Below are 13,080 nucleotides of genomic sequence, written 5' to 3' on the forward strand. Positions count from 1 at the left end.
AAGGCACAGTGGACCACTGCCGGGTGAGTCACCGCCACACCCCTGGCTTCGGGCCGGCGGGTGCGGGGGGCCAGGCGGGGCCGGGCGCGTGGCGGGGGAAGGTGAGCACCCGTCACATAACCCCCGAGGCTGCACATCCCCGGCCCCGGACCCTCCCCGAACCCGCACAACCCCCTCACAGTGGAGCCGTACGATCACCTGCCTAACCAGCGGTAACCGCCTCCCGTGAGGCTCGCCGCAGGTGCACGCACGCCAGAGGAGCCGCCCGTGTCCACGTCGTACCCGACCCCGTCCGCCTCCTCCGGCACCCCGGTCTCCGCCATCGACTACGACGGCCGCCCGGTCCTCGTCGAACCCGAGATACGCCGGCTCGACGGGGCCGTACGGGAAGTGGCGGTCCCCCCGTTCGTCCCCCCGGTCACCCGCGGCTCCCTCGCCGACATCCCGTACGAGAACGCGCAGACCGCCCCCGACCAGGTCGTCCTCAGCCGCAAGCGCTCCGACGGCGGCTGGACGGACGTGACGGCCGCCCGCTTCGCCGCCGAGGTGCAGGCCGTGGCCAAGGGCCTGATCGCCGAAGGGCTGATGCCCGGCGACCGCATCGCCGTCATGTCCCGCACGACGTACGAGTGGACCCTGCTCGACTTCGCCGCCTGGGCGGCCGGCCTGGTCACGGTCCCGATCTACCCGACCTCCTCCACCTTCCAGGCCCGCTGGATCCTGCACGACTCCGGCGCGGTCGCCCTGGTCACCGAGACCGCCTCCCAGGCCGCCGCCATCGGGCCCGAACTCGCCCACCTGCCCGACCTGCGCCACGTGTGGGTGATGGAGAAGGACCACGTGGCCCGGCTCGCCGACGCGGGCGCACCGGTGCCGGACGGCGAGACCGGCGTACGCCGGGGCATGCTCGGCCCCGACACGCTCGCCACCCTGATCTACACCTCGGGCACCACCGGCCGGCCCAAGGGCTGTGCCCTCTCGCACGGCAACTTCTTCGCCGAGGTCGACAACGCGATCGAACTCCTCCACCCGGTCTTCAAGGCGAAGGGCGAAGACCCCTCGGTCCTGCTCTTCCTCCCCATGTCCCACGTCTTCGGCCGCATGGTGGCCATCGCCTGCGTCCGCGCCCGGGTCCGCCTCGGCCACGCCCCCAGCCTGGCCCCGCGGGACCTCCTCCCGGACCTGGACACCTTCAAGCCGACCTGCCTGCTGACCATCCCCTACATGCTGGAGAAGGTGTACAACACGGCGCGCGCCAAGGCGGAGGCCGGCGGCCGGGCGTCGGTCTTCGACCGCGCGGCGGCCGTGGCCCAGCGCTACGGCGAGGCGCTGGAGGCCCGCCAGACCGGCGCGGGCAACGGTCCGGGCCGCGCCCTGAAGACACAGCGCGCCTTCTACGACCCTCTCGTCTACCGCCGCATCCGCGCCGCCATGGGGGGCCGCGTCCGGTACGTCATCTGCGGCGGCTCCCCGCTCGGCCGGCGCCTCGCCGCGTTCTACGCCGGCGCCGGCATCGAGATCTTCGAGGGCTACGGCCTCACGGAGACCACCGCCGCCTCCACGGTCACCCCGCCGCTGAAACCCCGTCTCGGCACGGTCGGCTGGCCGCTGCCCGGCACGCGGGTGAGGATCGCGGCGGACGGCGAGATCCTGATCGGCGGCGACCACGTGCTGCGCGGCTACTGGGACCCCCAGGCGGGCGGAGTGGTCCCGGCGACCCGCGACGGCTGGCTGCCGACGGGCGACCTCGGCGAACTGGACGACGAGGGCTACCTGACCATCACCGGCCGCAAGAAGGAACTCCTGATCACGGCGGGCGGCAAGTCGGTGGCCCCGGCCCCGCTGGAGAACTGGCTGCGCCAGCACCCGCTGATCTCCCAGGTGATGCTGGTGGGCGACGGCCGCCCCTACGTCGCGGCGCTGATCACCCTCGACCGCGACGGCATCACGCACTGGCGCCAGATGATCGGCAAGCACCCGGTACCGCCGGAACTCCTCATGGAGGACGAGGAGTTGCGCGCGGTCCTGCAACGCGCGCTGGACGAGGCCAACAGGATGGTCTCGCGCCCCGAGTCCATCCGCCGCTTCGCCGTCCTCCCGGCCGACTTCACCGAGGCGGCAGGCCACCTGACCCCGTCCATGAAGCTGCGCCGGGACCAGATCCTGCGGGACTTCGCGGCGGAGGTGGAGGGGTTGTACGAGCGCTGAGGGCCCGTTACCGGCCGCGGCCCAACGGTCACCTCACAGCACCGGCGACGGTCGGCACCCGCTCCTCGCTGGTCCCACCTCCTCCGGACTCGGCGGGGCGGGGAGCGGGTTGCCGCCTGGGTCGGTCGCGGCCCGCGCACGATCCTCGCGCGCTGTGCCGAGCCCAGTCAATCCTTGGGTTTCCTCATCAAGCCCCAGTGTTAGCTTGGGTCTTGTGACCCTGGAAGACCTCCGCGTGTTCATCGCCGTGTGCCGTGCGGGCAACCTCAGCTCGGTCGCCCGTGACCTCGGCCGCACCCAGTCCGCCGTCAGCCAGCACGTCAAGCGGCTGGAGCGGGAGACCGGTGTGGCCCTGCTGGAACGCCGGTCGCGCGGGGTCGTGCCGACGCAGGCCGGCCGGATACTGGAGGCCGCCGCGGACGAGGGCATCAACGCCCTGGACGTCGCCGTACGACAGCTCCGCGACCTGGTCGACGGCCACAGCGGGTACGTCCGCGTGGCCACCGGCGCGACGACCGTCCGGCACTTCATGTCCGACGCGGTCGTCACGTTCCGCCGCCGCCACCCCAAGGTCAACCTGGAGTTCCGGACGGTCAGTTCGGGCCGGGGCAGCTTCGACGCCCTCGCCGACGGCACGCTGGACCTCGCCTGGATCACCATCGGCCCGCCGGTCCGGGGCATCGAGCAGCGGACGGTCGCGGAGCTGCCGTGGCTCCTCGCGGTCCGGGCGGACGACCCGCTGGCCGGCCGCCCGTACCTGGACCCGGCCGAGCTGTCCGGCGCCCGGGTCATCCGGCTCCCCCCGAACTCCACGTCCGCCGCCCACCTGGAAGCGGCGTGCGCCGAGCGGGGAGTCCGGTTCGCCTACGAGCCGAACGTGGCCGACTGGGACACGGCCCTGCTGCTCGCCGAGCTGGGGATCGGAAGGGCGGTCGTACCGGCCGTACCGGGACTGCCCGTCCCCGGCGACGGCCCACTCCGCCTGATCCCGCTCCCCGGCCTCCGTCCCCTCCCCGTCGGCTGGGCCGTCCGCCGCTGGGACGCGCTCAGCCCGCCGGCCCGGGCCTTCGCGGACACGGTCGCCGCCCTGCGCTGAGCGCCAGCTCCACCCACACCGTCTTGCCGACGTCCCGCTCGGACACGCCCCACAGCGTGGCCAGCACCTGCACGATCACGAGACCCCGGCCGTTCTCGTCCTCCAGCCGCCCGTCCAGGAACCGCAGGGCGCGGTCACCCCGGGCGTCACTCACCTCGATACGCAAGGTGTCCTTGGCGGGGAGCAGCGCGAGCCGCAGTTCGAAGTCCCGGCCCGGTACGCGACCGTGGGTGACCGCGTTGGCGGCGAGTTCGGCCACGATGAGCTGGGCGGTGTGGCTGAGGTCGCCGTCGTGGGGGTATCCCCAGGTGGCGAGCGCGGTACCGGTGAGCCGACGGGCCAGGCGGGCGCCTCGGGGCGTGGAGCTGAGCCGTTGGACGAGTTCGGTTGTGGGGGTGGAGATTTCTACGTTCACATCACCGACAGTGGTCACTTCTCCCTACGCTGACCAGGGGAGACCCGGCGACTGTCCGTAGTCGTACGGGTGCGTCTCGTGGGAGTACGGGTCAGTCGGAGGATGGCGTGACGGAGGAGAGCGAGCGGAGGCCGGAGACGCCGGCGGAGGAGAACGGGTCGGCTGCGGTGTTCGCCGTGCTGGGCAAGCAGCTGAAGTTGATTCGGGAGCGGGCGGGGCTGAACCAGCGGGAGTTCGGCCAGCTGGTGGGGTACGGCCCCGATCAGATCTCGGCCATGGAGCGTGGGGTGCGTACGCCGAGGCCGGAGTTCCTGCGGCGGGCCGACGAGATCCTGGGCGCCAACGGCATGTTCATCGCGGTGATTCCTGAGGTGGAGGAGGCGATGACCAGGGCGCGGACGCGGCATCCTGAGTGGTACCGGGGTTATGCGGCGCTGGAGGAGCAGGCTTCCGCCCTACACGTCTACAGCAACCTGCTGGTGCCGGGTCTGCTCCAGACGGAGGCGTACGCCGAGGCCGTCTTCGCGCAGTGGCGGCCCTTGCTGAGCGAGGAGGCGATTGCGAAGCGGGTGGCGGATCGGATGGCCCGACAGCAGAAGTTCGACGTCTGGCCGTCCGCCACCTTCAGCTTCGTACTCGACGAGAGCGTGCTGCTGCGCCCGTTGGGTGGCCCGGAGGTGCACGCGCAGCAGCTCCAGAACCTGCTGAGGATCGGCGGTTTGCGTACCGTCGAGCTTCAGGTCATGCCGATGGACCGCGCCGAACAGCCCAGCATGGACGGGCCGTTCAACCTACTGACGGTCCGCAAAGGGGAACAGGTAGCGTACGTGGAGATCCACACGTATCCACGGCTCATCAGCGACGCGGAAGAAGTGGGCGTCTTGGCCGAACGTTATGGGCTCCTGAGAGCGCAGGCCCTGCGTCCCAGCGAGTCGCTGGACCTGATTGAGAAACTGCGGGGACGGCTATGAGCAGTGACGAACTCAGCTGGTTCAAGAGCAGCTACAGCAGCGGCGGGGGCGGCGAGTGCGTCGAACTCGCCTACACCTGGCGCAAGTCCAGTTACAGCGACGGCGAAGGCGGCCAGTGCCTAGAAGTGGCCGCCCACCCCACCGCCATCCACATCCGCGACTCGAAGCAACCCCTCGCCGCCCACCTCACCGTCACCCCGTCCGCCTGGTCAGCCTTCCTTCTGGGCGAGAAGGAACGCCTGCGGGACGGGTGATTCGCCGCGCGTCACCTCGGGCCCCCGCACGGTGGTGGAGCGGACGGTGAAGCCCGCCCCCGGCAACAGCTCCGCCATCTGCTCGGGGCGGCGCCGCTCGTAGTCCAGAGCCACGTCATGGCCGAAGGGGCGTTCGAGGCGGAGCGGTACGTCGCCCACCTGGAAGGCGAGCAGGAGCCGCCCGCCGGGGGCCAGTACCCGGTGGAACTCGGCGAACAGGTCCGGGAGTTCGTCCACAGGTGTGTGGATGCTGGAGTACCAGGACACCACCCCGGCCAGCGAGCCGTCGGCGACGGACAGCTCCCGCATGGAGCCCTGCTCGAACCGCAGCGCGGGGTACCGGCGGCGGGCGATGGCGATCATGGCGTCGGAGAGGTCGACGCCGAAGACGGACAGGCCCAGACCGGCGAGGTGGGCGGTGACGTCGCCGGGGCCGCAGCCGAGGTCGGCCACCGTGCCGTGGGGGCCGACCTGTTCGGCGTACGCGCTGAGGAGGGCCCGCTCCAGGGGCCGTTCGGCGAGGGGGTCGCGGAAGTGGACGGCGTAGTCCTCGGCGATGGTGTCGTAGAAGGCGCGGGTGTCGGTCATGGGGAGGGACCGTAGCGGCCCGCACTGACACTCCGCTTAGGCTGCTGTCGTTGGCCGACGCATCAACTGGGGGGTACGGGCCGGTGAACCAGTCGACGGAGGTGTTCCAGCCACTCCAGGCGGACGACCCACCCGTGGTGGCGGGCTACCGGCTCGCCGCGCGGCTGGGCGCGGGCGGTATGGGCCGGGTCTACCTGTCCCACACGCAGGGCGGACGGCCCGTCGCGCTGAAGGTCGTACGGCCGGAACTGGCGGACGATCCGGACTTCCGGCGGCGGTTCGGCAGGGAGATCAAGGCGGCTCGGCGGGTCCGGGGGGCCTATACCGCCGAGCTGATCGACGGCGATGCCGACGGCGTTCCGCCGTGGCTGGCCACGCTGTACGTGCCGGGGCCGTCCCTGACGGAGGCCGTGGTCCGGCGCGGGCCGTTGCCGGTGGCGGCCGTGCTGTGGCTGGTGGCGGGGGTGGCCGAGGCGCTTGAGGCCATTCACGCCGAGGGCATCGTGCACCGGGACCTGAAGCCGTCGAACGTGCTGCTGGCCGCCGACGGGCCCCGGGTGATCGACTTCGGTATCGCGCTGGCGGCCGACGGGACCTCGTACACGGCGACGGGCGGCACGATCGGCACGCCGTCGTTCATGGCTCCGGAGCAGGCGTCCGGGGGTGAGGTGACGGCGGCGACCGACGTCTTCGCGCTCGGGCAGACGGCCGCGTTCGCGGCGCTGGGCAGACCGCTGTACGGGGACGGCCCGGCCGTGAACGTGCTGTACCGGATCGTGCATGAGGAACCCGATCTCGATCTGCTGCCCGAGCCGTTGCGTCCGCTGTTCGCGCGGTGCCTGGCCGCCGATCCGGCGCAGCGGGCCACTCCGGCGGAGGTCGTGGAGTGGTGCCGGCAGCGGCTGGGCGCGGACGCCGACGCGGGCGGGGGACCGGCCGTGTGGCGGGAGATCACCGGACCGGAGGTCGCGGTCCCGGCCCCCGTACCGGAGCCGACCCCGGCGTACGCGCAGCCGCCGGTGCCCACTCCGGCGTACGCTCAGCAGCCGCTGACCGCGCCGGTCGGCCGGCCGCAGCCGACGCCGGAGGAGCGGAAGGCCCGCCGCCGGCGCGCCGCGCTGATCTCGGTCGCGGGTGTGGCGGGCGGCGCGCTGCTGGTGGCGCTCCTGGCGTGGTCGGTCATGGACGCGAAGGGCCGGTCCAGTGGGCGGGACGCGGCGGGATCCCGGACGTCGGCCACGGCATCTGCCCCACGGTCGTCCTCGTCGGCGTCCGCGTCGGCGTCGGGCTCCTTGTCGGATTCCTCGTCCCGTCCCTCGGACGCGTCCGCCCCGGGTGCCGGTGACGTCGGGTCCTCGGCCTCTCCCCGGGACCCGCGGCCGGAGGGGTCCGCCCAGTTGTGGCTGGACGCCAAGACCTCGCTGAGCCTCAAGGACCAGGAGCCCCAGCGGAGGGACCGCAAGGGTGACATCCGCTTCGACTGCCAGGCGATCGGCTGCGAACTGAAGAGCGACAGCGTGGTGTTCATGCAGATGTACGGCGGACACGGCACCACCCTCGACGAGTGCCGTCTCATCCTCAAGCACGCCACCAAGCACAGCTGGACGCTGGCCGGTGCGACGAACGGGACCGAGTTCTGCCTGAAGGACGACGAGGGCGACATCGGGCTGTACGTGATCCAGACGAAGTCCACCGCGATGCCCGACATCGCCTTCCTCATGGGTGACCTGACCGTCTGGCGCAACGCCGCCTAACCCACCCCCACCCCCCGCAACACCGCCGTCGTCACGGCCGCCGCCAGCACCACCACGGCGAACGGTGCCCGGCGCCAGGCCAGTGCGGCGCCGACCAGGACGCCGGTGGGGCGGGCCCAGCCCGCGAAGCCGCCGGACTCGGTCAGCGCGCCCGTGGCCAGCAGGGCGACCAGGAGGACCACCGCGCCCGCCGAGGCCAGTTCCTGCACGCGGGGCGGGACCGTGACCCGGCCGTGCAGGACCGGGCCGACCAGCCGGAAGGCGTACGTGCCGGCGGCCAGGGCGAGGATCACGACGAGCGTGGTGTTCATGCGGCGGCTCCCCGGTCGGTCGGGCGGCGGTGCAGGGCAAGTCCCGTCAGGGCCAGCAGGACCGGGACCCCGGCCGGGACGGCGGGCGTGGCCGTCAGGGCCAGGGCGGCGCCGAGCAGGGCACACCGCCGTACCGTCGCGTCCGCGCGGAGGGCGGGGAGGACCAGGGCGACCAGGACGGCGGGGAACGCGGCGTCCAGGCCGTAGCGGGCGGTGTCGCCGAGGGCGCTGCCCGCGAGCCCGCCGGCCAGGACGCCGGTGTTCCACACGGCGAACAGGCCGAGCCCGGATATCCAGAACGCCCGCCGCTGCCGTACCGGGTCGGACTGGGCGAGGGCGAAGGCGACCGTCTCGTCGGTGACCAGGTGGGCGCCGAGGAAGCGGGTCGCGCGGTTGGTGCCGATGATCTCGGCCACGGCGAGGCTGAAGGCCGCCGTCCGGGTGTTGAGCAGCAGCCCGGTGGCCACGGCGGCCACGGGGCCGCCCCCGGCGAGCAGCACGCCCACCGCGCTGAACTGGGCCGATCCCGCGTAGACCAGCAGCGACATCAGCACCGGCACCCACAGCGGCAGCCCGCCGGCGACGGAGACGGCGCCGAAGGAGACGCCGACGATGCCGCTGGCCAGCCAGACGAGCGAGCTGTCGCGGAGGAGGGAGCGGTCCGTGCCGGGCGCGGGCGTTGTTCGATGTGGCGAACGCATGTTCTCTACGATGGACAGTGAGCGCCCTGTCCGTCAAGGCGAACGATCGTACCGATGGAGCGAACGAAGATGTCCGAGCTGCCCGCCCGGCTCCCCATGGAGTGGATCGCCGCGTCCCTGAAGCGGGAGCGCGGCCGTACCGGTCTGTCCCTGTCCGAGCTGGCCAAACGCGCCGGAATCGCCAAGTCCACGCTGTCCCAGCTGGAGGCCGCGAGCGGGAACCCGAGCATGGAGACCATCTGGGCGCTCGCGGTGGCGCTCGGCGTGCCGTTCAGCGCGCTGGTGGAGTCACCGGCGCCCAGTGTCCAGGTGGTCCGGGCCGGCGAGGGGCCCACGGTCGGCTCGGAGCGGTCCAGCTATGTGGCCGCGCTGCTGTCGGCGAGCCCGCCGGGGGCGCGCCGGGACATCTATTACGTGTGGCTGGAGCCCGGGACCGTGCGGGATTCAGAGCCCCACATTCCGGGGACCGTCGAGCACATCGTGGTCAGCGACGGGGCCGTAAAAGCCGGTCCGCGCGGCGAGGCCGTGGAACTCGGCCCCGGGGACTACATGTCGTACCGGGGAGACGTGCCCCATGCGTACGAGGCGCTCGCGGCCGGGACCACGTTTGTGCTGATCATGCAGCACATGTGAGTGTTCGTGAATACGAAATGAACGGGGAAAGGCAGGAGCCCCGTCGCCGGTGGCGCGGGGCTCCTTGGGTACTGCACTCAGGTTCTGCGATCAGGCAGTGATCAGACGGGAGTGACGTTCTCCGCCTGCGGGCCCTTCGGGCCCTGCGTCACGTCGAAGCTCACCTGCTGGTTCTCCTCGAGGGAGCGGAAGCCGGAGGCGTTGATCGCGGAGTAGTGAACGAAGACGTCGGGGCCGCCGCCCTCCTGGGCGATGAAGCCAAAGCCCTTTTCGGCGTTGAACCACTTCACGGTTCCGGTAGCCATAAGCCCTCCTTGGGCTCAAAAGGGTTGCCCTGCCTCCAGAACCTGCAAGTGCGAAACGGTGCTGCACGACTGCATTCGTCTGAAAACGACGAGAGCCTGCGGTTACATGCTCCGCAGGCTCTGTACTGCAAGGGAAACCAAACTGCAACTTGCGGCAAGCCTAGCATCCGGGCAGCCGAAAGCAATAGGGGTCAAGATCACGTCACCCGGATGTTTGAACGTCCGCTAGGCCGTTCGGCGGTGGGGTCGGTCCCAGCACCGTACCCCCCGGGGTCTAGTCTCGCGATGTGGACAATTCTCGCACCCGGCCGCGCGTCGGCCACATCCAGTTCCTGAACTGCCTGCCCCTCTACTGGGGGCTCGCGAGAACCGGCACGCTCCTCGACCTCGAGCTCACCAAGGACACCCCGGAGAAACTCAGCGAGCGGCTCGTGCGCGGCGACCTCGACGTCGGCCCCGTCACCCTGGTCGAGTTCCTGCGCAACGCCGACGACCTCGTCGCCTTCCCCGACATCGCCGTCGGCTGCGACGGCCCGGTGATGTCCTGCGTGATCGTCTCGCAGGTCCCGCTGGACCGGCTCGACGGCGCCCGGGTCGCCCTCGGCTCGACCTCGCGCACCTCGGTCCGGCTCGCCCAGCTCCTGCTCGCCGAGCGGTACGGCGTCCAGCCCGACTACTACACCTGCCCGCCCGACCTCAGCCTGATGATGCAGGAGGCGGAGGCCGCCGTCCTCATCGGCGACGCCGCCCTGCGCGCCAACCTCCTCGACGGCCCCCGCTTCGGCCTCCAGGTCCACGACCTCGGCGCGCTGTGGAAGGAGTGGACCGGCCTGCCGTTCGTCTTCGCGGTGTGGGCGGCCCGCCGCGACTACCTGGAACGCGAGCCGTTCATCACCCGCAAGGTCCACGAGGCATTCCTCGCCTCCCGCGACCTCTCCCTGGAAGAGGTGCACAAGGTCGCCGAACAGGCCGCCCGCTGGGAGGAGTTCGACGAGGCCACCCTGGAGCAGTACTTCACCACCCTCGACTTCAGCTTCGGCGCACCGCAGCTGGAGGCCGTCGCCGAGTTCGCCCGCCGGGTCGGCCCGACGACCGGCTTCCCGGCCGACGTGAAGGTGGAACTGCTCCGGCCCTGAACGGGGTAGGAACCCGGGACGGGCCGGCCGAGGGGGGAAGCGTGGGCGGGGTGACCACGGGGATGCTGGTGCTCGGCGCCCTGCTGTGGGGCGCGCTGGCGGGGGCGCTGCTGCCCCGCGCCGCCTACCGCTTCGCCGTACCGTCCGGCGAGCCGTGGCGCGACCGCTGCCCCGGCGGCCACCACCCGGTCCGGGGGTGGCTGGGCGGGGTCCGCTGCGGGGAATGCGCGCGCGGGGGAGCCGAGGGGCGCGTGCCCGTCACGTCGTACCAGCCGTACGCCCCTTCCGCGCCCCTGCTCGCCACCGCCACCGCCCTCGTCTGCGCCGCCCTCACCGCCGCCACCGGCACCCGCCCGGAGCTGGCGGTGTGGCTGCTGCTCGCGCCCGTCGGCGTGCTGCTCGCCGCCGTCGACCTCCGGGTGCGGCGGCTGCCCGATCCGCTGACCCTCCCGCTCGCCGCCACCGCCCTCGCCCTGCTCGGCCTCGCCGCCCTGCTCCCCGAACACACCGGTCACTGGCGCACCGCCCTCTACGGCGCCCTCGCGCTGGGCGCCGGCTACTACGTGCTGTACCGCGTCAACCCGGGCGGCATGGGCTTCGGTGACGTGAAGCTGGCCGTGGGCGCGGGCGCCGTGCTCGGCTGGTACGGCTGGCCCACCGTGCTGCTCGGCACCTTCGCCGGATTCCTGTTCGGCGCGCTCTACGGCGGCGCGCTCGTCCTGGCCCGGCGGGCGGGCCGGAAGACGGCCGTGCCGTTCGGTCCGTTCCTCCTCGCCGGTGCCCTCACCGGCCTGCTGATCGGCGCGTACGCGGCCTGAGCGCGGGCGGAAGAAGGGGCTGGCGTAGGCTGACTCAGTCCGTCCACAACCCTTGACGAAAGGGACACCCTGGTGACCGAGAAGGCCGACCTCACGTCTGTCCTCGACCGTGCCGCTGCCGGTGGGCGGATCACCCCGGAAGAGGCGCTCGTCCTCTACCGCGACGCCCCCCTGCACGCCCTGGGCGCCGCCGCCGACGCCGTGCGCCGCCGCAAGTACGCGGGCATCGAGCACATCGCCACGTACATCATCGAGCGGAACATCAACTACACGAACGTGTGTGTCACGGCGTGCAAGTTCTGCGCCTTCTACGCGGCCCCCAAGGACACGGAGAAGGGCTGGACGCGGGACCTGGACGACATCCTGCGCCGCTGCGCCGAGACCGTCGAGCTCGGCGGCACCCAGATCATGTTCCAGGGCGGCCACCACCCGGACTACGGCGTCGAGTACTACGAGAAGCACTTCCGGGCCATCAAGGATGCCTTCCCGCAGCTCGTCATCCACTCCCTGGGCGCGTCCGAGATCGAGCACATGGCCCGGATCAGCGGGGTCTCGGTGGAAGAGGCCATCACCCGTATCCACGAGGCCGGCCTGGACTCCTTCGCCGGCGCCGGCGCGGAACTGCTCCCCGAGCGCCCCCGCAAGGCCATCGCGCCGCTCAAGGAGAGCGGCGAGCGCTGGCTGGAGATCATGGAGACCGCGCACCGGCTGGGCGTCGAGTCCACCTCCACCATGCTGATGGGCACCGGCGAGACCAACGCCGAGCGGATCGAGCACCTGCGGATGATCCGGGACGTCCAGGACCGCACGGGCGGCTTCCGCGCGTTCATCCCGTACACCTACCAGCCCGAGAACAACCACCTGAAGGGCCGTACCCAGGCGACCCTCTTCGAGTACCTGCGGATGATCGCCATCGCCCGCCTCTTCCTGGACAACGTCCAGCACATCCAGGGCTCGTGGCTCACCACCGGCAAGGAGGTCGGCCAGCTGTCCCTGCACTACGGCGCGGACGACCTCGGCTCGATCATGCTGGAGGAGAACGTGGTCTCCTCGGCCGGTGCCAAGCACCGCTCCAACCGCCTGGAGATCATCGACCTGATCCGCAAGGCGGGCCGCGTCCCGGCGCAGCGCGCGACGACGTACGAGCACCTGGTCGTGCACGACGACCCGGCGAACGACCCCGTGGACGACCGCGTGGTCTCCCACATCTCCTCCACGGCCATCGAGGGCGGCACGGCCCACCCCGAGCTGAAGCTGCTCGCGTCGAACTAGGGCCGCCGTGCTGACGATTCACGCGGACTCCAGGGGGCACGCCTTCCTCGTCAAGGGGGAGTGGATCGAGGCGGTCGGTCCCCTGGAGGAGCTGACCGCCGCGCAGCCACGCGTGCGGGTGCGCGCCTGGCCCGGCATCCTCACGCCCGGGTTCGTCAACCTCTACGGCAACGAGCTGCTGGAGCGGACGTACCACCCGGACCCACGCGAGGCCGACGAGCTCGGCACCGAGCCGCTGACCGGGGACGCGCTCGCCCTGCTCACCCTGGACGACGCCCGCTGGGGCGCGAGTGCCCGGCGGGGCATCCAGCGCATGCTGGCGTACGGCACGGTCGCCGTGGCCTGCGAGCCCTTCCGCAGCCGCGCGGTGCGGGACGCCGTACGACGCACCGGGCTCGGGACCGTGGGACGGCTGGACACCCCTGACGACCCGCCCTCCCTGGACCCGTTCGGCTCCGCCCGGCCCCCCATGCCGGCGACCGAACGCCGTCAGGGCTCCGCCGCCCGCTTCGCCGTCTTCGACGTACGCGACGAGGACGAGCTGGCCGAGCGGGGCGCGGGGACGTGCGTGGCGACGGTGGTGGCGGGACGGCTGGTGTTCCGCCGCCGCTGAGCCGC

General features: G+C 72.0%; 15 protein-coding genes. 10 read left to right on the top strand and 5 right to left on the bottom strand.

The window, feature by feature from the left end; all coding sequences use genetic code 11:
- The first annotated feature begins 267 nt into the window (after positions 1-267).
- Together IE273_RS18850 and IE273_RS18855 are read left to right on the top strand one after the other, a co-directional pair.
- Entirely contained in the window at positions 268-2,208 is a 1,941-nt protein-coding gene (locus tag IE273_RS18850; RefSeq protein WP_373309368.1) for an AMP-dependent synthetase/ligase, read from the top strand.
- Between the two features lie 214 nt (positions 2,209-2,422).
- A complete protein-coding gene (locus tag IE273_RS18855; RefSeq protein ID WP_189816371.1) occupies positions 2,423-3,304 on the top strand; it encodes a LysR family transcriptional regulator in 882 nt (293 codons plus the stop codon).
- Here the strand turns inward: IE273_RS18855 and IE273_RS18860 are convergent.
- Complete coding sequence (locus tag IE273_RS18860; protein ID WP_189816372.1) at positions 3,255-3,719, bottom strand: ATP-binding protein; 465 nt, start codon at positions 3,717-3,719, stop codon at positions 3,255-3,257. The two genes, IE273_RS18855 and IE273_RS18860, sit on opposite strands and share 50 nt — an antisense overlap.
- A gap of 107 nt (positions 3,720-3,826) precedes the next feature.
- Between IE273_RS18860 and IE273_RS18865 the strand changes: the two genes are divergently transcribed.
- Together IE273_RS18865 and IE273_RS18870 are read left to right on the top strand one after the other, a co-directional pair.
- Positions 3,827-4,690, top strand: a complete 864-nt coding sequence (locus tag IE273_RS18865; RefSeq protein WP_229887287.1) for a helix-turn-helix domain-containing protein — start codon at positions 3,827-3,829, stop codon at positions 4,688-4,690.
- A complete protein-coding gene (locus IE273_RS18870; protein WP_189816373.1) occupies positions 4,687-4,944 on the top strand; it encodes a DUF397 domain-containing protein in 258 nt (85 codons plus the stop codon). Before IE273_RS18865 ends, IE273_RS18870 begins: the two co-directional genes overlap by 4 nt.
- Here IE273_RS18870 and IE273_RS18875 read toward each other — a convergent pair.
- Positions 4,900-5,532, bottom strand: a complete 633-nt coding sequence (locus IE273_RS18875) for a class I SAM-dependent methyltransferase (RefSeq protein ID WP_189816374.1) — start codon at positions 5,530-5,532, stop codon at positions 4,900-4,902. The two genes, IE273_RS18870 and IE273_RS18875, sit on opposite strands and share 45 nt — an antisense overlap.
- Before the next feature lie 83 nt (positions 5,533-5,615).
- Here IE273_RS18875 and IE273_RS18880 point away from each other — a divergent pair, with 83 nt between their 5' ends.
- The gene (locus IE273_RS18880) at positions 5,616-7,286 is read left to right on the top strand and encodes a serine/threonine-protein kinase (protein WP_189816375.1); all 1,671 of its coding nucleotides are present in this window, start codon (positions 5,616-5,618) and stop codon (positions 7,284-7,286) included.
- Here the strand turns inward: IE273_RS18880 and IE273_RS18885 are convergent.
- The gene (locus tag IE273_RS18885; RefSeq protein WP_189816376.1) at positions 7,283-7,597 is read right to left on the bottom strand and encodes an AzlD domain-containing protein; all 315 of its coding nucleotides are present in this window, start codon (positions 7,595-7,597) and stop codon (positions 7,283-7,285) included. The genes IE273_RS18880 and IE273_RS18885 overlap by 4 nt on opposite strands.
- Positions 7,594-8,298 (bottom strand): AzlC family ABC transporter permease, encoded by a 705-nt coding sequence (locus IE273_RS18890; RefSeq protein ID WP_189816377.1) that lies wholly within the window; start codon positions 8,296-8,298, stop codon positions 7,594-7,596. The genes IE273_RS18885 and IE273_RS18890 overlap by 4 nt, the downstream gene beginning before the upstream one ends.
- Positions 8,299-8,367: 69 nt before the next feature.
- Between IE273_RS18890 and IE273_RS18895 the strand changes: the two genes are divergently transcribed.
- The gene (locus IE273_RS18895) at positions 8,368-8,931 is read left to right on the top strand and encodes a helix-turn-helix domain-containing protein (protein ID WP_189816544.1); all 564 of its coding nucleotides are present in this window, start codon (positions 8,368-8,370) and stop codon (positions 8,929-8,931) included.
- A 101-nt stretch (positions 8,932-9,032) separates the two neighbouring features.
- Here the strand turns inward: IE273_RS18895 and IE273_RS18900 are convergent, their stop codons facing one another.
- Entirely contained in the window at positions 9,033-9,236 is a 204-nt protein-coding gene (locus IE273_RS18900) for a cold-shock protein (RefSeq protein ID WP_003992177.1), read from the bottom strand.
- Between the two features lie 287 nt (positions 9,237-9,523).
- Here IE273_RS18900 and IE273_RS18905 point away from each other — a divergent pair, with 287 nt between their 5' ends.
- The 4 genes from IE273_RS18905 to IE273_RS18920 all read left to right on the top strand — a co-directional run bounded on the left by IE273_RS18905 (position 9,524) and on the right by IE273_RS18920 (position 13,075).
- Positions 9,524-10,372, top strand: a complete 849-nt coding sequence (locus tag IE273_RS18905; RefSeq protein WP_189816378.1) for a menaquinone biosynthetic enzyme MqnA/MqnD family protein — start codon at positions 9,524-9,526, stop codon at positions 10,370-10,372.
- A 50-nt stretch (positions 10,373-10,422) separates the two neighbouring features.
- A complete protein-coding gene (locus IE273_RS18910; protein ID WP_189816379.1) occupies positions 10,423-11,190 on the top strand; it encodes a prepilin peptidase in 768 nt (255 codons plus the stop codon).
- 72 nt (positions 11,191-11,262) lie between these two features.
- Positions 11,263-12,462, top strand: coding sequence for a cyclic dehypoxanthinyl futalosine synthase (gene mqnC / locus IE273_RS18915; protein ID WP_189816380.1), 1,200 nt, complete (start codon positions 11,263-11,265; stop codon positions 12,460-12,462).
- Between the two features lie 7 nt (positions 12,463-12,469).
- Positions 12,470-13,075, top strand: coding sequence for a hypothetical protein (locus IE273_RS18920; protein WP_189816381.1), 606 nt, complete (start codon positions 12,470-12,472; stop codon positions 13,073-13,075).
- The last annotated feature ends 5 nt before the right edge of the window (positions 13,076-13,080 follow it).

Source organism: Streptomyces olivaceoviridis (assembly GCF_014650115.1).
Lineage (GTDB): Bacteria > Actinomycetota > Actinomycetes > Streptomycetales > Streptomycetaceae > Streptomyces > Streptomyces olivaceoviridis.